The organism is Sphingomonas sp. SORGH_AS_0879 (assembly GCF_030819175.1).
GTDB lineage: Bacteria > Pseudomonadota > Alphaproteobacteria > Sphingomonadales > Sphingomonadaceae > Sphingomonas.
Window position 1 is genome coordinate 3,552,952 of record NZ_JAUTBJ010000002.1, and the last position, 18,776, is coordinate 3,571,727.

Annotated in this window: 23 protein-coding genes and 1 pseudogene; 4 read left to right on the top strand and 20 right to left on the bottom strand. The window is 66.1% G+C overall.

Features of this window, described 5'->3' with window-relative positions; all coding sequences use genetic code 11:
• Positions 1-10 precede the first annotated feature (10 nt).
• Positions 11-1,060 (bottom strand): zinc-binding alcohol dehydrogenase family protein, encoded by a 1,050-nt coding sequence (locus tag QE379_RS16545; protein ID WP_307002186.1) that lies wholly within the window; start codon positions 1,058-1,060, stop codon positions 11-13.
• A 117-nt stretch (positions 1,061-1,177) separates the two neighbouring features.
• Between QE379_RS16545 and QE379_RS16550 the strand changes: the two genes are divergently transcribed.
• Positions 1,178-1,516 (top strand): L-rhamnose mutarotase, encoded by a 339-nt coding sequence (locus tag QE379_RS16550; protein ID WP_307002187.1) that lies wholly within the window; start codon positions 1,178-1,180, stop codon positions 1,514-1,516.
• A complete protein-coding gene (locus QE379_RS16555; protein ID WP_307002189.1) occupies positions 1,513-2,646 on the top strand; it encodes a mannitol dehydrogenase family protein in 1,134 nt (377 codons plus the stop codon). Before QE379_RS16550 ends, QE379_RS16555 begins: the two co-directional genes overlap by 4 nt.
• 117 nt (positions 2,647-2,763) lie before the next feature.
• Here QE379_RS16555 and QE379_RS16560 read toward each other — a convergent pair whose 3' ends face one another.
• From QE379_RS16560 to fucP, 6 genes are read right to left on the bottom strand one after another with little or no spacing between them, the layout of a single operon-like run.
• Positions 2,764-3,975: a UxaA family hydrolase gene (locus tag QE379_RS16560; RefSeq protein ID WP_307002190.1), complete on the bottom strand. Its 1,212-nt coding sequence runs from the start codon at positions 3,973-3,975 to the stop codon at positions 2,764-2,766.
• Positions 3,976-3,983: 8 nt separating this feature from the next.
• The gene (locus QE379_RS16565; protein ID WP_307002191.1) at positions 3,984-4,283 is read right to left on the bottom strand and encodes a UxaA family hydrolase; all 300 of its coding nucleotides are present in this window, start codon (positions 4,281-4,283) and stop codon (positions 3,984-3,986) included.
• Positions 4,280-5,308: an aldo/keto reductase gene (locus QE379_RS16570; protein WP_307002193.1), complete on the bottom strand. Its 1,029-nt coding sequence runs from the start codon at positions 5,306-5,308 to the stop codon at positions 4,280-4,282. Before QE379_RS16570 ends, QE379_RS16565 begins: the two co-directional genes overlap by 4 nt.
• Positions 5,305-6,192 carry an amidohydrolase gene (locus tag QE379_RS16575; RefSeq protein ID WP_307002195.1) on the bottom strand — a complete coding sequence of 296 codons (888 nt, stop codon included), beginning with the start codon at positions 6,190-6,192 and terminating at the stop codon, positions 5,305-5,307. The genes QE379_RS16570 and QE379_RS16575 overlap by 4 nt, the downstream gene beginning before the upstream one ends.
• Complete coding sequence (locus QE379_RS16580; protein WP_307002197.1) at positions 6,189-6,920, bottom strand: SDR family oxidoreductase; 732 nt, start codon at positions 6,918-6,920, stop codon at positions 6,189-6,191. Before QE379_RS16580 ends, QE379_RS16575 begins: the two co-directional genes overlap by 4 nt.
• Positions 6,920-8,236, bottom strand: coding sequence for an L-fucose:H+ symporter permease (gene fucP, locus QE379_RS16585; RefSeq protein WP_373461870.1), 1,317 nt, complete (start codon positions 8,234-8,236; stop codon positions 6,920-6,922). Before fucP ends, QE379_RS16580 begins: the two co-directional genes overlap by 1 nt.
• 309 nt (positions 8,237-8,545) lie before the next feature.
• On the opposite strand from fucP, the gene QE379_RS16590 reads away from it, so the two are divergent.
• Positions 8,546-9,151 carry a DedA family protein gene (locus QE379_RS16590; protein WP_307002201.1) on the top strand — a complete coding sequence of 202 codons (606 nt, stop codon included), beginning with the start codon at positions 8,546-8,548 and terminating at the stop codon, positions 9,149-9,151.
• A 3-nt stretch (positions 9,152-9,154) separates the two neighbouring features.
• On the opposite strand, the gene QE379_RS16595 is transcribed toward QE379_RS16590, so the two are convergent.
• From QE379_RS16595 to rplO, 4 genes and pseudogenes are all read right to left on the bottom strand, one after another.
• Positions 9,155-10,033: a tyrosine recombinase XerC gene (locus QE379_RS16595; RefSeq protein WP_307002203.1), complete on the bottom strand. Its 879-nt coding sequence runs from the start codon at positions 10,031-10,033 to the stop codon at positions 9,155-9,157.
• A gap of 425 nt (positions 10,034-10,458) precedes the next feature.
• Positions 10,459-11,106 (bottom strand): adenylate kinase, encoded by a 648-nt coding sequence (locus QE379_RS16600; RefSeq protein ID WP_307003269.1) that lies wholly within the window; start codon positions 11,104-11,106, stop codon positions 10,459-10,461.
• Between the two features lie 43 nt (positions 11,107-11,149).
• A pseudogene (gene secY, locus QE379_RS16605) lies at positions 11,150-12,515 on the bottom strand (preprotein translocase subunit SecY).
• A gap of 159 nt (positions 12,516-12,674) precedes the next feature.
• Positions 12,675-13,205 (bottom strand): 50S ribosomal protein L15, encoded by a 531-nt coding sequence (gene rplO, locus QE379_RS16610; protein WP_307002205.1) that lies wholly within the window; start codon positions 13,203-13,205, stop codon positions 12,675-12,677.
• A gap of 245 nt (positions 13,206-13,450) precedes the next feature.
• Between rplO and QE379_RS16615 the strand changes: the two genes are divergently transcribed.
• Positions 13,451-14,293 carry a glycosyltransferase family 32 protein gene (locus tag QE379_RS16615; RefSeq protein ID WP_307002207.1) on the top strand — a complete coding sequence of 281 codons (843 nt, stop codon included), beginning with the start codon at positions 13,451-13,453 and terminating at the stop codon, positions 14,291-14,293.
• A gap of 561 nt (positions 14,294-14,854) precedes the next feature.
• Here the strand turns inward: QE379_RS16615 and rpmD are convergent.
• From rpmD to rplN, 9 genes are read right to left on the bottom strand one after another with little or no spacing between them, the layout of a single operon-like run.
• Positions 14,855-15,034, bottom strand: a complete 180-nt coding sequence (rpmD, locus tag QE379_RS16620) for a 50S ribosomal protein L30 (protein ID WP_307002209.1) — start codon at positions 15,032-15,034, stop codon at positions 14,855-14,857.
• A gap of 6 nt (positions 15,035-15,040) precedes the next feature.
• On the bottom strand, positions 15,041-15,757 hold the full coding sequence (gene rpsE, locus QE379_RS16625; protein WP_307002211.1) for a 30S ribosomal protein S5: 717 nt from the start codon (positions 15,755-15,757) through the stop codon (positions 15,041-15,043).
• 1 nt (position 15,758) lies between these two features.
• Complete coding sequence (rplR, locus tag QE379_RS16630) at positions 15,759-16,115, bottom strand: 50S ribosomal protein L18 (RefSeq protein WP_267435506.1); 357 nt, start codon at positions 16,113-16,115, stop codon at positions 15,759-15,761.
• Positions 16,115-16,648, bottom strand: a complete 534-nt coding sequence (gene rplF / locus QE379_RS16635) for a 50S ribosomal protein L6 (RefSeq protein ID WP_307002213.1) — start codon at positions 16,646-16,648, stop codon at positions 16,115-16,117. The genes rplR and rplF overlap by 1 nt, the downstream gene beginning before the upstream one ends.
• Positions 16,648-17,043, bottom strand: a complete 396-nt coding sequence (rpsH, locus tag QE379_RS16640) for a 30S ribosomal protein S8 (protein WP_267435508.1) — start codon at positions 17,041-17,043, stop codon at positions 16,648-16,650. Before rpsH ends, rplF begins: the two co-directional genes overlap by 1 nt.
• A 12-nt stretch (positions 17,044-17,055) precedes the next feature.
• On the bottom strand, positions 17,056-17,361 hold the full coding sequence (gene rpsN / locus QE379_RS16645; protein ID WP_058716514.1) for a 30S ribosomal protein S14: 306 nt from the start codon (positions 17,359-17,361) through the stop codon (positions 17,056-17,058).
• Between the two features lie 57 nt (positions 17,362-17,418).
• Positions 17,419-18,000 carry a 50S ribosomal protein L5 gene (gene rplE / locus QE379_RS16650; protein WP_307002215.1) on the bottom strand — a complete coding sequence of 194 codons (582 nt, stop codon included), beginning with the start codon at positions 17,998-18,000 and terminating at the stop codon, positions 17,419-17,421.
• Positions 17,993-18,310: a 50S ribosomal protein L24 gene (gene rplX / locus QE379_RS16655; protein WP_007406132.1), complete on the bottom strand. Its 318-nt coding sequence runs from the start codon at positions 18,308-18,310 to the stop codon at positions 17,993-17,995. The genes rplE and rplX overlap by 8 nt, the downstream gene beginning before the upstream one ends.
• Entirely contained in the window at positions 18,310-18,678 is a 369-nt protein-coding gene (gene rplN / locus QE379_RS16660) for a 50S ribosomal protein L14 (RefSeq protein WP_007406105.1), read from the bottom strand. Before rplN ends, rplX begins: the two co-directional genes overlap by 1 nt.
• Positions 18,679-18,776 lie beyond the last annotated feature (98 nt).

Sequence of the window (18,776 nt, forward strand, 5' to 3'; positions counted from 1 at the left end):
GGCATGGGGATCAGGCGATGGTGACGATCGCCTTCAGCACCGAATCCGCCTCCGCGATCAGTTCGGGCAGGCGGCGGGGCGCCTCGTCCAGCGTCAGCGCATGGGTGCGGATCGCATCGGTCGGGATCGCGCCGCTGCGGATGCTGGCGATGACATGGTCAAAATCGACCGACAGCGCGTTGCGGCTGCCGATCAGCGTCGTCTCGCGCTTGTGGAATTCGGGATCAGGAAAGACCAGATCGTCCTTGCACACGCCCACCAGCGTGAAGCTGCCGCCATGCGCCAGCCAGTTCAGCCCGTCGCGCATTGCATGGATATTGCCCGTCGCGTCGAAGACATGGTCGAACATCTCGCCATTCGTCATCGCCGCCAGCCGCGCGGCCATGTCGACATCGGCGACCACCCCCTCGGCAAAGCCCAGATGCTCGCGCGCATAGGCCAGGCGCGGTGCGCGGGTATCGACCAGCACGATCCGCCCCGCCCCCGCGATCCGCGCGAACAGGGCGACCGCGATCCCGATCGGCCCCGCGCCGATGACGATCACCTCCTCGCCCGCCGTCAGCATCGATCGCCGCACGGCATGCGCGCCGATCGCCAGAAACTCGACCATCGCCGCCTGGTCGAGCGACAGGCCCTCCGCATCGATCACCGCGCTTTCGGGCGCCGACAGCATCTCGCACATGCCGCCATCGGCATGGACGCCCAGCACGCTGATCCGCGCGCAGCAATTGGGCTTGCCCCGGCGACAGGCGCGACAGGTGCCGCAGGCGATATAGGGATTGATCGTCACCACCTGCCCGACCGCGAAGCGCGAGCCCGATGGCACCTCGGCCACCTCACCCGCCAGTTCGTGTCCGATCAGCCGAGGATATTCGAGGAAGGGGTGCTTGCCGCCATAGATATGATAGTCGGTGCCGCAAATCCCCGCCCGACGCATCCGCAGCAGCACCTCGCCCTCACTCCGCACCGGCGCGGGGCGATCCTCCACGCGGATTTCGTTCGGCCGCACACAGACCAGAGCCTTCATTTCACCCTCTTCCACATTCCTATATGCGACCATGCTCTCACATATGCCATTGAAGCGCTAGTGCAGGATGGCTAGTCTGGCAAGAATTGCTCTCGGGACGACCGATGGTACGCATCCGGGGGCGACATGAGAGAAGAGAGGAGGCCCGTTATGGCCCGACGCCTGTGTTTCGCGCTCGATCTGGTCGCGGATGCCGAACTGATCGCGGAATATGAACATGCCCATGCCGCCGGACGCGCCTGGCCCGAGGTGACGGCGGCGATCCGGGCCAAGGGGTTCCTGGCGATGGAGATCTGGCGCACCGGCGACCGGCTGTTCATGATCGCCGAGGTCGCGGACGACTGGCCCCGCGCCATCCCCGCCGAACTGGCCGCCACCGATGCGCGCTGGGAAGCGGCGATGGACCGCTTCCAAAAGCCCCTGCCCCATGCCGCACCGGGCGAGAAATGGGTGGCGATGGAGCGCATCTATTCGCTGGACGAACAATGACCGACGTGGCCCCGCCCAACTCCTGCATCCTGCAATTCGGGACCAGCCGCTTCCTCCAGGCGCATGTCGACTTCTTCGCCGAGGAAGCGCGCGCCGGGGGACAGGCGGTGCCGCCGATCGTCATCGTCCAGACCACCCGCGACCCGGAGCGGGCGAAGAGGCTGGCGGGATTTGCCGATCCGGCGGGTTTCCCGGTCATCCTGCGCGGCTTGCGCGAGGGCACTCCCTTTGAGCGGACCGTCACGATCCGCAGCGTGCGCGAGGGGTTGAGCGCCGCCGCGCAATGGGATCGGCTGACCCGGCTGGCCGTGGAAGAGGCGACGCATATCGTCTCCAACTCCGGCGATAGCGGCTATCAGGTGCCCGACAGCGATCGCATCGCCCCGGACGAAGGTGAGGTTCCGGTGAACTTCGTCGGGATGCTGACCGAATTGCTCCATCGCCGGTGGCGGGCGGGTGATGCGCCCGTAACCATGCTGCCGTGCGAGTTGGTCGCGCGCAACGGCGACGCGCTGAAGGGCGTCGTCACGGGGCTCGCGCGCGAACAGGGGCGCGACCCTACCTATCTCGACTGGCTGGAGCGGGCCTGCGTCTGGGCCAACACGCTGGTCGACCGGATCGTCAGCGAACCGCTCTCCCCTGCCGGGGCGGTCGCCGAACCCTATGCGCTCTGGGCGGTCGAGCGGCAGCCGGGGCTGGTCCTGCCCTTCACCCATCCCGACATCGTCCTGACCGACGATCTGGAGCGATATGAGCGGCTGAAGCTGCATATCCTCAATCTCGGCCATAGCTGGCTGGCGGCGCGCTGGCATGCACGGAGCGGCGCGGCGGACCAGACGGTCCGCGCGGCGCTGGCCGATGGCGAGACGCGGGCGGCGCTGGAGCGGGTGATGGTGCAGGAGGTCATCCCCGGTTTCGCCGCGCATGGGCTGGCCGAGGAGGCGCGCGATTATGCCGCGACGACGCTGGAGCGCTTCGCCAATCCGTTCCTCGACCACCGGCTGTCGGATATCTTTTCCGGACATGCGGCGAAGATCGACAAGCGGGTGGGCGCGTTCATCCGCTGGGTCGATGCGACGGGGGAGAAGGTGGCGATGCCGGAGTTGCGGATGCTGGTGGAGCGGGCCTGAACTTCCCTACCTCCGTTCAGCCTGAGCGAAGTCGAAGGCCAAGGGATTCCCGTGCTCTAAGGTCGGGGGCGTGCACTTCGACTTCGCTCAGTGCGAACGGGCGTCGAAAGTCCCTCCTCACGCCGCGCGCGGCAGACAGGCGGGCCCCTTGGCCCCCGCCGCCTTGTAGGTCAGGACGAACTCCTGATGCCCCAGCGCTTCAGACTTGGTTTCCGCGCCCGCCGACACCGCGACGATCAGGTCGACGATCTCCGCCCCCACTTCGTCCAGCGTCGCCTCGCCATAGAGGATGCGACCGGCATTGACGTCCATGTCGCCTTCCATGCGCGCGTACATTTCCGGGTTGGCCGCGATCTTGATGACCGGCGAGATGGCCGAGCCGACCACCGAGCCGCGCCCGGTCACGAACAGGTTGATATGCGCTCCGCACGCGATCAACTCGCCGATCTCGGCATTGTCGACGATATTGGGGAAGCCGAACTTCGGGTCGCCCGCAGGCACCACGTCGAGCAGATACAGCCCCGGCCCCGGCGCCTGTTCGGCGGGCAGGATGACGCCGGTGATCGGACGGCTGCCCGACTTGGCATAGGCGCCCGCCGACTTCTCCTCCTGGCTCGACAGGCCGCCTTCGGCATTGCCCGGCGCGAAGCTGCCATAGCCCATTGCCCGGTAATAGCGTTCGGCCTGCGCGACCGAGGCGATCAACGCGTCGGCCACCTCCGGCGTCGCGGCACGCTCGGCCATATGGCCCTCGCACCCGATCATCTCGCCGGTTTCTTCAAAGATGCAGATCGCGCCCGCATCGTACAGCGTGTCGAAGGCGCGGCCGACCGCCGGGTTGCCGGTGATGCCGCTGGTCCCGTCCGATCCGCCGCAGATGGTGCCGATCACCAGTTCGGACATGGTCATCGGCACCCGCACGGCCTGCGCATCCGCCGCCGCGCGGACCCGCTCGACCGCCGCGATCCCCGCCTCCATCGCGCCGCGCGTGCCGCCCGACTGCTGGATGACGATCGTCTCGACCGGACGCCCCTGCTCGCGCGCATTGGCGGCCAGCGCCTCGCGGTTGAAGCTCTCGCAGCCCAGCGACAACAGGACGACGCCACCGACATTGGGATGCGTCGTCAGCGCCTTCATCATCGCCAGCGCATAGTCATTGGGGTAGCAGCCGGGAAAGCCGATCAACTGCACGCGCGGGTCGTCCATGCGGTCGACGATCCGTCGCGCGACATGATGCGCACACTCGACCAGATAGACGACGACGATCGCGTCGCGAATACCCTTGCGGCCATCGGGACGTGCCCAGGCCTGCCAAGTCCGTCCAGTCATGCCCAGCGTCATGCGTGATCTCCGTGCGCGTCGCGCAGATGCGCGGGAATATAATCGCTTTGCATATTGTGCATGTGGACCCAGCCCCCGGCGGGCGCGTCCTGCGTCATCGATCCGATGGGCATGCCGTATTTGATGACCTTGTCCCCCGCCGCCAGCGGCACGACCGCCAGCTTGTGGCCCAGCGCCACGCGCTCGCCGATGACGAGTTCATGGCCGTCCACGACGATATGCTCGCCCGGCTCGACCGTGCGACAGCAGACCGCGACATTGTCCGTCGGGGTCAGGCGGATCGCCGCGACGCTCATGCCGCGTCCCCCGGAACGGGCGCATCGGGGCGGACGAGCCCTTCGTCCCGCAGCTCCGCCCAGAAGGCGGACGGAATGGGTTCAGCATAAAGACGCATGGTATCGGCCACTTGTTGCGGATCGGCGATGCCCGGAATGACGCTCGCGACCTGGGGATGCGCCAGGACGAAGGCGAGCGCGGCGGCGGGAAGCGAGACATGGTGCCGCCCCGCGACCTTTTCCAGCGCGCGGACCTTGTCCAGCACGGCGGCGGGCGCGGGGGCGTAGTTGTAGCGGGCGGCGGCCTCGCTGCCCGTCGCGAGGATGCCGCTGTTATAGGGCCCGCCGACGACGATGGCGGTATCCGCCTCCGCGCAGGCCGGGAACAGCGCGTCGAGCGCCCCCTGCTCCAGCAGCGTATAGCGCCCGGCGAGCAGGATGACGTCGAACCGCGCCACCTCCATCAGCTCCAGACAGACCTCGACCTCGTTCACCCCCAGCCCGAACCCGGCGATCGCGCCCTCGTCGCGGAGCCGCTCCAGCGCCTTGAGGCCACCGCCCGCGATCAGTTGCTCGCGATATCGCGCATCCGCCTCGCCATGCGTGACGCGGCCGATATCGTGGATGAAGGCGAGATCGACCCTGGCCAGCCCCAGCCGCTGAAGGCTGTGCTCATGGCTGCGCATGATGCCGTCATGCGTATAGTCGTAGCGCATGCGGAAGGGCATGGCGGTGTGGAAGCCGTCGCGCTCGCGATCGTCGGTGATGCCCGCATCCGGGTCCATCAGCCGCCCGACCTTGGTCGAGACGATCACGTCGCCCCGCCCGCGCAGCGCGTCGCCCAGCCGCCGTTCGCTCAACCCCCGGCCATAATGCGGCGCGGTGTCGAAATAGCGGAAGCCGGCGTCCAGCGCCGCCGCCAGCGTGGCGGCGGCCTGCGTATCGCTCATCGCGGCGTAGAGATTGCCCATCGCCGCCGCGCCGAAGCCCAGTTCGGGAAGCCGGCAACCGGTCCGACCCACCGGGCGGCGGGGAATATCGGTCATAGGTCCAGGTCCAGTCGATAGATCCGGTTGGCGTTGCGGCCCCACAGGTCGCGCCGCTCATCCTCCGAAAAGCCCGCCAGCAGCGTCTCATAGGCGCTAAGCGTCCGTTCGAGATCGGCGGCCAGCCGGTCGGTCGGGAAGTTGGTCGCGACCATCACGCGGGAGGGGCCGAACCGGTCGATCACCTCCGCAATGATGTCGGCGAAACCGGCGGGATCGAAACGCGGCCCGATAAAGCCCGCCCCCGACAGCTTGATCGCGGCATGCGGCATGGCGGCGAAGGCGTTCAGCCCGGCGCGCCATTCCTCCAGCCCGTCCGCCGGGATCGGCAGCGCGAGATGGTTGAGGATGACCGGCACCTCCGGATGCCGAACCGCCACCTCCGCCAGCCCCGCAAGTTGCGCCGGAAAGCCGTGAAAGTCGTAGCTGAGGCCGTAGCGCCCGAGCAGCGCATAGCCGTCCCGCCAGCGTGGATCGCGGGTCAGGTCGCGATCATAGGCCCGGCGCGCCGCATCGGTCGGGTGCCAGTTGATGAGGTGACGGATGCCCTTCACGCGAGGATGCGCCGCCTGCCATGCCAGTTGCGGCTCGACCGCCGGACGGTCCAGTTCGACCCGCGCGACGATGCCGCTCGGCAGTCCGTCCGCATCGGCGACGCGATTCAGCCAGACGGTCTCGTCCGCGCCCTGATCGGGATGCGCGCCCGCATCGACATGCACAGCGCCGACCAGGTTCCACGCGGAAAGCTCCGCCCGGTAATCGGCGATCCGATAATCCCCGGCGATCGCGGCGGTGGCCGCATCGTCCAGCCAGGGATAGCGCAGCACACCATGATCCCACAGGTGGAAATGCGCGTCGACAAAGGGAGGGCGATGCTGGCTCACGCCATCGTCCATCCGCCGTCGATGACGTGCATTTGCCCGGTGGTATAGGCGCTCTCGTCCGAGGCGAGATAGAGCGCCAGCGCGGCGATCTCCTCCGCCCGGCCCAGCCGCCCCATCGGCTGACGCGCGATAAAGGCAGCGCGGGCCGCCTCCGCATCGCCGGTCGCGGCCAGACGCTCGTCCAGGCTCGGCGACTGGACGGTGCCGGGGCAGATCGCGTTGCAGCGTATCCCCTTGCCGACATAGTCGAGCGCGACCGAGCGCGTGATCCCCGCCACCGCGCCCTTGGACGCGCAATAGGCATAGCGGTTGCCCACGCCGATCACCGCGCCCGCGACCGACGCCATATTGACGATCGCCCCGCCGCCCCGCGCGATCATCGCGGGCAGGAAGGCCTGGAGCATATGGGTGATCGCATGGACGTTCAGGTCGAAGGACAGCCGATACCCGGCGTCCTGCGTCGCCAGCAGGTCGCCCGCATCGACATAGCCCGCACAGTTGAACAGCACGTCCACCGCCCCCGTCCGCTCACCGAACGCGGCGATCGCCGCCGGGTCGAGCAGATCGAGCGTCTCGGTCTCGCAACCTTTCAGCGTCGCCAGCGCGTCGGCGTTGCGATCCACCGCGATCACCTGCGCCCCCTCGGCGGCGAACAGTTCGGCGGCAGCGCGGCCGATACCCTGGCCCGCGCCGGTCACGATCGCACGCCTGGCCTGCAAACGGCCCATCACTTCATCTCCTTGTGACGCTTTATCAATATGGCGAAGGCCGTGACGACCGCGAAGCTGACGGTCGGAACCAGCATCGCGGCGGTGATCCCCGCACGGTCGGACACCAGACCCATCAGCGCGGTCAGCCCCGCACCGCCGATGATCGCCATGACGATCAACGACGCGCCCGCACGGCGCAGCGGCCCCAGCCCCTCGATCCCCAGCGCGAAGATCGTCGGGAACTGGATCGACATGAAGAAGCTGGCCGCGACCAGCGCGATCAGCCCCGGCCAGCCGCCCAGCAAAACGGCCATGGCGGTCAGCACGATCGACGCAGTCGCGAAGACGGTCAGCAGCCTGACCGGCTCCAGCCTCGCCATCAGCGCGCTGCCCAGAAAGCGCCCCGCCGCGAACAGGACCAGCGAGACGAACAGCGCATCGGCCCCGCCCCGCTCGCCCAGCCCTGCATTGGCCTGCGCATAGCGGATGGTGTAGCTCCACACCCCGACCTGCGCACCGACATAGAAGAATTGCGCGACGACCGCGCCGAGCAGCCGGGGACGGCGGAAGACATCGACGAATCGCCCACCGCCACTGGCGTCGCCCGCCCGCGCCGGAGCCCCGGCGGGGAAGCGGACGAACGCCGTCGCCAGCGCGAAGAGCAACACGACGATCGCGATCGCGACATAGGGCGGCGCGATCGCCTGCACCTCGGCCTTGTAAAAGGCGGTGCGGGCGGCGGCGTCCATCGTCGCCAGCGCGGCCTCGTCATGCTCGATACCCGACAGGATGAAGAAGCGCCCGATCAGCACGCCGGTGATCGCGCCCAGCGGATTGGCCGCCTGCGCCCAGTTGAGCCGGCGGGTCGCGCCCGCCGGATCGCCCAGCTCGCCCATCAACGGGTTGGCCGAGGTTTCCAGGAACGCCAGTCCCGCCGCGATGACGAACAGGCCGAGCAGGAACAGTTGGTACAGGCTGGCCGCAGCAGCCGGATAGAAAAGCAGCGCGCCGGTGCCGTAGAGCGTCAGCCCCAGCACGATCGCCGCCTTATACCCATAGCGCCGCATCACCAGCGACGCGGGCACCGCGAGCAGGAAATAGCCGAGATAGAAGACCTGCTGGACGAAACTGGTCCCGAAGTCGCTGAGGGTGAAGGCCTTGCGAAACTGCGCGATCAGAATGTCGTTCAGATTGTTGGCCATGCCCCACAGGAAAAACAGGCTGACGGTGATGATCAGCGCGGGCAGATAGCGCCGCGATGCGGTCCCCTCACCGGAATCCGCAGGGCGTGGAGGGGAAGCGGTCAGCGTATCGACCGGCAGATCGGCGGGAATGGCCATGCCTATCGTTCCTCATGCCCAGGGGATGCTCCGACTGGCACCATGGCGGCGCTCCTTCTCCATGAAATCTGTCTTTTATAGGCGTAATCCTACGACTTCACCGCTTCGATTGGCAAGGGCAATCGCAGGCGGGATCGGGACTCGGTCGAGGCATTCCACCCTCGCCTCTACGATGGGCGAGGGAAAAGACGGGCATATCTGAATGTCGATCGGACCCAGAAGGAGCGAAGGAGGCCATGGCGATCGGAGGTCGATTGCGTCTATGGGAACCGCCCCTGCCCTCATCGGTACATCCCTGCACGCATGACCGATTTCATCCTCAACCTGATCGCCTGGGGCGGCTATTTCGGCATCTTCCTGCTGATGGCGCTGGAAAATGTCGTACCCCCTATCCCGTCGGAGGTCATCATGGGCCTGGGCGGCATGGCGGTGGCGCGCGGGCAGATGGAGATGATCCCGCTGATCCTATGGGGCACGGCGGGCACGACGGCGGGCAATTATGCCTGGTACGCGGTCGGTCGCTATATCGGTTACGAGCGGTTCCGGCCCTTCATCGACAAGCATGGCCGCTGGCTGACCATGGAGTGGCGCGATGTCGAGCGGCTGCACCGGTTCTTCGTCCGGCATGGCGGCTGGGTGGTGTTCGTCTTCCGCTTCATGCCCGCCTTTCGCACCCTGATCTCGCTGCCCGCCGGGATCACGCGGATGCCGCTGGGCAAATTCCTGCTCTGGACCTTTGCGGGCAGCACGATCTGGAACGTGATCCTGGCCTATGCCGGACTGTGGCTGGGCGAGAATTTCGAGGCGATCAACCGCTATGTCGGTCCGGCGGCGGTGGTGATGACGGTGGCGATCGTGATCGGCTATCTCTGGCGGGTCATCACCTGGAAGCCGTCGCGCAAAAGCTGATGCTCAGGCGCGGGGATGCGCGGTGCGATAGACGTCGAGCAGATGCGCCGCATCCACCGCCGTATAGATTTGGGTCGAACTCAGGCTGGCATGGCCCAGCAATTCCTGAAGCTGGCGAAGATCGGCTCCGCGCCCCAGCAGATGCGTCGCGAAGCTGTGGCGCAAGGCATGGGGCGTCGTCCGCGCGCCCAGCCCCAGCCGATCGCGCGCGCCCTGTACCGAGCGCCGGATGATCGCGGGCGACAGCGGCCCGCCCTTGGCCCCGCGAAACAGCGGCTCGTCCGGCTCGAGGGCGAAGGGCACCAGCGCGGCATAGCGCTCGATCGCCTCGCGCAATTCGGGCAGCAGCGGCACGATCCGCGTCTTGTCGCGCTTGCCGGTCACGCGGATCGTCTCGCCGAGCGGCAGGATCGCGGCCGGCAGCATCATCGCCTCCCCGATCCGCAACCCCGCGCCGTAGAGCAGCAACAGCACCGCCCAGTCGCGCGCCGCGATCCAGGGTTCGGCGGCGTTTTCGCAGACATCCTCCGACAGGGCGATGATGTCGGCGGGCGCTTGCGGGCGCGGGATGCTGCGCTTGCGGCGGGGGCCTTTCAGCGCGGGCGGCTCGGTTCCGGTCCAATGGAGGAAGGTCCGCACCGCCGACAATTCGCGCGCTGTGGAGGCGGCGGTCAGCCCCTCGCCCCGCCGTCTGGCGAGATAGGCCCGCAGATCGGCGGCGGTGATCCGCGCGAGCGTCGCGCCATCGATCGCCTCGCCCCAATGCTCGGAGAGGAATCGGCATAGCCGCTCGGCGGTGGCGACATAGGCGCGCACCGTGTGATCGGACCGGCGCAGGTCGACGGTCAGGTGGCGGTAATAGTCGGCGATCAGCGCGGTCATGCCGGGGGTTTAGGGCCGGAACTTGCCGAGCACGAGGGGGTAAGGTGATTTGGTTCGCCGCACGCGGGGGAAATCCGACGGGGATCACGGCTTGGGGCGAGGCCCCTACTCCAAACCCCTCCCCTGCCGGGGAGGGGCTTCGCACACTGCGATGCCCTGACCGAGGGCGTGGCCTCGCTCTCACCAAGGCATCGGCCAGCGGCAAGAAAACCAAAGTCACCTCTGGCCGCTCCCCTCCCGCAGGCGGGAGGGGATGGGGGAGGGCAAGGAGTCTCACCGAGACCAGCGCCCGTGGCCCAGCCCCCACCCCCAACCCCTCCCCCCTGCCGGGAGGAGGGGCTTTGCTTACGGCTCCGCGCCAACACGGAAATAAAAAAGGGGCGCTCCCTTTCGGAAACGCCCCTCTTCAAACGCTCGGGTGTGAATCAGCGATCGAGGATCGCATCGATCTCCGCGCCGACCGCATCCATCGCGGCCATGCCGTCGACACGGCTGACGATCCCGCGCGCCTCATAGACCGGCAGGATCGGGGCCGTCTTGGCGCGGTACTCGGCCATGCGGGTGCGCACCGTTTCGGCATTGTCATCGGGACGACGCTTGAACTCGGTCGAGCCACATACGTCGCAGACGCCCGCGACCTGGGTCGGCTTGAAGCTGTCGTGATAGCCGGCGCCGCACGACGCACAGGTGAAGCGCCCGGTGATCCGCTCGACCAGCGCATCCTCGTCCACCGCCAGTTCAATGACATGGTCCAGCGTCTTGCCACGCTCGGCCAGCAGCACGTCCAGCGCCTCGGCCTGCGCCTCGGTCCGGGGATAGCCGTCGAAGATCGCGCCACCTTCCGCCTCGGCAGCATCCAGTCGCTCACCGATCAGCGCCGAGACGATCGCGTCCGACACCAGTTCGCCCGCATCCATCACCGCCTTGGCCTGGAGCCCGACGGGGGTGCCCGCCTTGACCGCCGCGCGCAGCATGTCGCCGGTCGACAACTGCACCATGCCGCGATTGGCCACCAGCCGCTGCGCCTGGGTTCCCTTGCCCGCCCCCGGCGGACCCAGCAGGATGATGTTCACGCCCACGTCACTCTCCCCTGTATTCCCTGTACCGTCCGCGCGATCAGCGCAGACGACCGCCTTTCAGCTTCGCCTTCTTGATCAGATCGCCATATTGATGCGCGAGCAAGTGGCTTTGAATCTGCGTCACCGTGTCCATCGTCACGTTGACGACGATCAGCAGGCTGGTGCCGCCCAGATAGAAGGGAATCTGGAGCGCCGAGACCAGATATTCGGGCAGCAGACAGATGATCGTCAGGTACGCCGCGCCGATCACCGTGATGCGGGTCAGCACATAATCCAGATAAGTCTCGGTGTTCTTGCCCGGACGGATGCCGGGAATGAAGCCGCCATAGCGCTTGAGGTTGTCCGCCGTCTCTTCCGGGTTGAAGACGACCGCGGTGTAGAAGAACGAGAAGAAGATGATGCCCGCGCCGTACAGCAGCATGTAAACCGGCGAGCCGTGCTGCAGATACTGGGTTCAGGCTGATGATGAAGTCGCCCCAGCGGCTCTCGCCCGCGACACGCTGCCCGGCGAACTGCGAAATGGTCAGCGGCATCAGCAGCAGCGACGAGGCGAAGATCGGAGGGATCACGCCTGCGGTGTTGATCTTGAGCGGCAGGTGGCTGCGGTCGGCCTGCATCCCGCGCTGCGTGGCGCGCTTGGGATACTGGATCAGGATGCGGCGCTGCGCGCGCTCCATGAAGCAGATGAACAGGACGAGGACGACGACCGCGACGATGATGCCGATCAGGCGGACCGGATCGATGCTGCCGGTACGACCGCCTTCCAGCAGGTTAACCAGCGTGGTCGGCAGATGCGCGACGATGCCCGCCATGATGATCAGCGACACGCCGTTGCCGATACCCCGGCTGGTGATCTGCTCGCCCAGCCACATCAGGAACATCGTACCGCCGATCAGCGAGATGACCGCCGCGATGCGGAAGGTCATGCCCGGCTCGATCACCGCCTGGATGCCCTGGCTGGCGCCCAGCGTCTCAAGGCCGACGGCGATGAAATAGCCCTGGATCGCGGTCAGCAGCACCGTGCCGTAGCGGGTATATTGGTTCAGCTTCTTGCGGCCGCTCTCGCCTTCCTTCTTGATGGCGGCAAGCTGCGGGCTCAGCGAGGTCGCGAGCTGCACGACGATCGACGCCGTGATGTACGGCATCACGCCCAGCGCGATCAGCGACATGCGGCTGAGCGAACCGCCCGAGAAGGTGTTGAAGAAGTCGAGCACGCCGCCCGTGGTCTTCTGGCTCAACAGGCCCAGCGCGGTCGGGTCGACGCCCGGCAGCGGAACATAGCTGAGCAGGCGGAAGACGATCAGCGCGCCGATGGTGAACCACAGCCGCTTCTTGAGGTCGGTGGCCTTGGCGAATTTCGCCAGGCTGATGCTTTGCGCCATCTGGTCGGCTGCGGATGCCATAGCTGTTGCGTTATCCTGGAAACGAAAAACGGCGGGATGCGTTTTGAACCGCCCCGCCGCTCATATAGGCGCGAAGACGCGCTTGTCTAATCCGGATGAAAAAATCCGCCGCTGTCATGGTGGCCTCGCGCCATCCGACAGCGGCGGATCTTATCCGATTCAGGCCTTGGCGGCGAGCTTCGCGGCGCGGGTCTTGCCCTTCTTCGCAGCGGCCTTCTCGGCGGCGGGCACGATGTGCGGCACGTCGACCGAACCACCGACCTTCTCGACCGCCGCGCGCGCCGAGGCCGACACGCCCTGCACGACGAACGACAGCTTGGCGGTCAGTTCACCCTTGGCGAGCAGACGGACGCCGTCCTTGCCGCCACGGGCCAGGCCAGCGGCCTTCAGCGCGGCGTGGTCGATCGTGCCGTCGGTCTTCAACTTGCCCGAGTCGATCGCCTTCTGGATCGCGCCCAGGTTCACCTCGGCATAGTCCTTGGCGAAGATGTTGTTGAAGCCGCGCTTCGGCAGACGCATGTGGAGCGGCATCTGACCGCCCTCGAAGCCCGCGATGGACACGCCCTCACGGCTCTTCTGGCCCTTGACGCCGCGACCACCGGTCTTGCCCTTGCCCGAACCGATACCGCGACCGACGCGGATCTTGGACTTGCGGGCACCCTGGTTGTCGGAAAGTTGGTTCAGCTTCATGATTTGCACTCGCTTTCGCTTGTTTCGCGCATGGATGGGAAGTGCGGGCGCCTAGCAGCGTTGGGCAGCGGAGTCACGCCCTTTCGTCGCGAACAGCCGCGCCACGAGGATCGACGATTGTCGCAGCCCCCTCTACCTCGGTCAATGACGCAAATCGTCCCGGAACCCTATGCGTAAACGCCTTGCCTCATCTGCCGACGTGCTACACATGATTCCCAGTTTTCAACGACGAATGAGGTCGACCGATGAATTCGACGCCCGCCGCCCGGATTCCTCGATTGATCCACCAGACCTATCGGACGAAGGATCTGTCCGATGACCTGCTGGCCAATGTCGAGCATCTCAAGACGCAGAATCCGAGCTTTTCGCATCATCTTTACGACGATGCCGATATCGCCGACTTCATCCGCGACGAATATGGCGCGAAGGTCCAAGCCAGCTACGACAGGATCAGGCCGGAGTACGGTGCGGCGCGGGCCGATCTGTTCCGCTATCTGCTGATGTATGCGCGCGGCGGGGTCTATCTCGACATCAAGAGCACGACGACGCGTCCGCTCGAAGAGACGTTGCGGCCCGACGATTCGTTCGTGACCTCGCATTGGGCGAACCGTCCGGGCGAACGTTACGAGAATTGGGGGAACGACACCGTCCGCTTCCCCGAAATGCCCGAGGGCGAGCTACAGCAGTGGCATATCATCGCCGAGCCGAAGCATCCCTTCCTCGAAGCGGTCATCAACCGGACGCTCGCCAATATCGATCATTACAGCCCCTGGCGCCTGGGCATCGGCGCGCCCGGCACGCTCCAGACCACGGGCCCGATCTGCTACACCCGCGCGATCCTGCCGCTGTTCGGCCAGCATCCGCACCGGCGCGTGCGCACCAATGACGAGATCGGGCTGCAATATTCGATCTACGAACGGCTCCAGCAGCATCAGGCGCTGAGCAAGAACTATTATCGCTTCCAGACCAAGCCGATCGTCGACGCCACCGATAGCCTGGGCAAGGTGTCGCAGGCGACCTATCAGGCGCAATGGCTGGTCCAGCGCAAATTCCGCCATCTGGGGCGGATACTGGGTCTCCGCAAATAGCGGAGCGCCTTTGATCCGAGGCTCTTGGCCGACGCGGATCGGCGTCGGCGTGGATGCGAGGTGATTGCGGCACGCGAAGATATCGAGCCCCGCCGGCCAACGCCCGAGCGGGCCTAAGGCCGGATCTACATTCAGATATGCCCATCTTTTCCCTCGCCCCTCATAGAGGGGAGAGGGTTGCGCAGACTCGGCCTTTGCAGAAGCAAGGGCTTGGTCGGAGCTGGGTGAGTGGAAAGCGTGAGCGCGCGCGAGCCTATGGCTCGCTCAACCCCTCGCTCGCCTAAGCTGCGTTAGCCAGCAGGCTGGCAAGCTCCGCCAACCCTCTTCCCTGTCCAGGGGAGAGGTAGCATGAATGGCGATTGGCCCTGGGCATCGTACATCCCACGGATCGAAGCGCCGTAGGAGCCCCCCTCGCTCCCGGCAAACCACCCCTGCCCTCGTGCACCACGAACGAGTTATGACGATCGCGGCCCCGCCAGCGCGCTTATGCCCAACGAAAAGAGGCCGTGGTCACCCCAGGATGACCACGGCCCCAATTCGCTTGTTCCGATGGGAAAGGGCTTAACCCTCGACCACCTGAACCATGTGCTGCACCTTGCGGATCATGCCGCGGACTTCAGGGGTATCCTGAAGCTCGGCAACCTTGTGCATCTTGTTCAGGCCCAGGCCGACGAGGGTCGCGCGCTGGTCCTTGGTGCGGCGGATCGGCGAACCGGTCTGCTTGATCTTAATGGTAGCCATGGTCGCTTACTCCACGACGGCCGCGGCTTCCGCCTCGGCAGTCTGCTGGGTGGCACCGTGACCGCGACCCAGCAGGTCGGCGATCTTCTTGCCACGACGCTGCGCCACCGCCTTGGGCGAGGTCTGCTCGCCAAGGGCTTCGAAGGTGGCCCGGATCATGTTGTACGGATTCGACGTACCGACCGACTTCGTCACCACGTCGGCAACGCCGAGCGATTCGAAGATGGCGCGCATCGGACCACCGGCGATGATGCCGGTCCCCTGCGGGGCCGAACGCACCGTCACGCGGCCCGCACCGAAATGGCCATTGCCATCATGATGCAGCGTGCGACCGTCCTTCAGCGGAACGCGGACCATCGCCTTCTTGGCGGCAGCCGTCGCCTTCGAGATGGCTTCCGGCACTTCGCGCGCCTTGCCATGACCGAAGCCCGCACGTCCCTTGCCATCGCCGACCACGACGAGCGCGGCGAAGCCGAAACGCTTACCGCCCTTCACGGTCTTCGAGACGCGGTTGATGTGGACGAGCTTTTCGATCAGCTCTTCGCCCTGGTCTTCGGTGCCACCGCGACGGTCGTCGCGACGACCACGGTTGCCGTCACGGCCGCCACGGCCGCGATCGCCGCCCGGACCACGGCCACGGCCGCCCCGGGGACCACGACCCTGGGTCGCGTCCTGCGCGGCGCCTTCGGCACCGGCAACGGCCACGTTGTTCTCGTCAGCCATATTAGAACTCCAATCCCGCTTCGCGTGCCGCCTCGGCCAGCGCCTTGACGCGACCGTGGAACAGGAAGCCGCCACGGTCGAAAACGACCTGCGTGACGCCGGCGGCCTTGGCCTTCTCGGCCACGCGCTTGCCGACTTCGGTCGCCGCTGCGACGTTCGCGCCCGACTGGCCGCGCACGTCCTTTTCCAGCGTCGAGGCCGAAGCCACGGTACGACCCGCCTCGTCGTCGATCACCTGGGCATAGATGTGCTTGCCCGAGCGATGCACCGACAGGCGCGGACGGGTGCCCGCACGCGCACGCAGCGCGGTACGGTTGCGCCGACGGCGCTTCTCGAAAAGAGAGAGACCCTTGGTCATTACTTCTTCTTCCCTTCCTTGCGGAAGATGAACTCGCCGTCGTACTTGATGCCCTTGCCCTTATACGGCTCGGGCTTGCGCCAGCGGCGGATCTCGGCGGCCAGCTGGCCGACCTTCTGCTTGTCCGCACCGCTGATTTCGACGGTGGTGGCGTCCGGCGTCTTCACCTCGATGCCTTCCGGCACGTCGATGTTGACGTCGTGGCTGTAGCCGAGCTGCAGCTTCAGGTTCTTGCCCTGAGCGGCGGCGCGGTAGCCGACGCCGGTGATGACCAGCTTCTTCGAGAAGCCTGCGGTCACGCCGGTGACGAGGTTCTGCACCATGGTGCGCTGCATGCCCCAGAAGGCGCGGGCGCGCTTCGTGGCATTGGCAGGCTGCACCGAGATGGCGTCCGCCTGGACGTCATAGGTGATCTCGTCGGCGAGCGGCATGGACAGGGTGCCCTTGGGACCCTTCACGCTCAGCACCTTGTCGGCGATGGTCGCGGTGACGCCGGCCGGAACCGGGACCGCCTTCTTACCGATGCGGCTCATCAGAACACCTCCGCCAGGACTTCGCCACCGACATTCTGCTCGCGCGCTTCGGCGTCCGACAGAACGCCACGCGGCGTCGACACGATGGTGATGCCCAGGCCGTTGCGAACGCGCGGAAGCTCCTGCGCGCCCGAATAGACACGGCGGCCGGGCTTCGAGACGCGCGCGACATGCTTGATCGCGGGCTGGCCTTCGAAATACTTCAGCTCGATGCGGATGCCGGCCGCGGGGCCCATCTGCTCTTCGCTGTAACCACGGATATAGCCTTCGCGCTGAAGCACGTCGAGCACGCGGGCGCGCAGCTTCGACGCAGGCGTCAGGACGGAGTCCTTGCGCGCGCGCTGGCCGTTGCGGATGCGGGTGAGCAAGTCACCCAGGGGATCGGTCACTGCCATCTCAAATGGTCCTTACCAGCTCGACTTGGTGACGCCGGGGATCTGGCCCTTGTTGGCCAGTTCACGCAGCATGACGCGAGCGAGACGGAACTTGCGGTAATACGCACGCGGGCGACCGGTGATCTCGCAGCGATTGCGGATACGGGTCGGGTTGCCGTTGCGGGGGATCTCGGCCATCTTCAGGCGCGCGATCAGACGCTCGGTCTCATCGAGGCTCTGGTCGTTCGCGATCGCCTTCAGCTTGGCGTACTTTCCGGCATACTTCTTGACGAGGAGACGACGCTTCTCGTTCTTATTGATTGAACTCAGTTTCGCCATGGACTTAAGCTCTTTCTGTAAGGACCCCCTCTCCGGCGTGGAGAGGGGGCAGTCCGGTTACGCCGCCTTCTTCTCGTCGGCAGCGTCTTCCTTGGGGAACGGGAAGCCGAACAGACGCAGCAGCTCGCGCGCTTCGTCGTCGGTCTTCGCCGAGGTGGTCACGATCACATCCATGCCGCGCACCTTGTCGATGCGGTCATAGTTGATTTCGGGGAAGATGATCTGTTCCTTGATGCCGCAGGCATAGTTGCCGCGACCGTCGAAGGACTTGGGGTTCAGGCCGCGAAAGTCGCGAACGCGCGGCAGCGCGATCGTGATGAAGCGGTCCAGGAACTCGTACATGCGCTCGCGACGCAGCGTGACCTTCACACCGATCGGCATGCCTTCACGCAGCTTGAACTGCGCGATCGACTTCTTCGCCTTGGTGATGACGGGCTTCTGACCCGCGATCAGCTCCATCTCGGACGCGGCCTGGTCGACGCGCTTCTTGTCCTGGGTAGCTTCGCCCACGCCCATGTTGAGTACGATCTTCTCGATCCGGGGGATCTCGTTGACGTTCTTATAACCGAACTTCTCGGTCATCGCCTTGATGATGCTATCGTCATAGATAGCCTTCATGCGGGGCTTGTAATCAGCCATCGATCTTCTCCCCGGTCTTGACGGCCACGCGGACCTTCTTGCCATCCTGCGTCTCGAAACGGACGCGGGTCGGCTTGCCATCGGCGGTCACGTGCGCAACCTTCGAGATATGCAGCGGAGCGGCGGTACGCTCCAGGCCACCCTGCGGGTTCGCCTGGGTCGGCTTGCGGTGACGGGTCGCGATGTTGACGCCGTCCACGACGACCTTGCCATCCTTCGGCATGGCGAGCGACACGGTGCCGGTCTTGCCCTTGTCCTTGCCGGACAGGACGATGACCTTGTCACCCTTCTTGATGCGTGCAGCGGCCATTACAGAACCTCCGGCGCCAGCGAGATGATCTTCATGTGCTTCTTGCCGCGAAGCTCACGCACGACCGGGCCAAAGATACGGGTGCCGATCGGCTCCTCGTTCTTGTTGACCAGCACGGCGGCGTTACCGTCGAAACGGATCACCGAACCGTCGGCGCGACGGATGTCCTTGGCGGTACGCACGATCACCGCGCGGTGAACGTCGCCCTTCTTCACGCGGCCACGCGGCTGCGCTTCCTTGACGCTGACGACGATGATGTCGCCGACCGATGCGGTACGGCGCTTCGAGCCGCCCAGCACCTTGATGCACTGCACCCGCTTCGCGCCGCTGTTGTCAGCGACGTCGAGATTGGACTGCATCTGGATCATGGATCCGCTTCCTTCTCTCTATCTGGGGAGGATACCGACCCTACCCCGCCTTAAAAAACGACCCCCGGCGCGGGCTACCGCGCCAGGGGGAGAGGCCC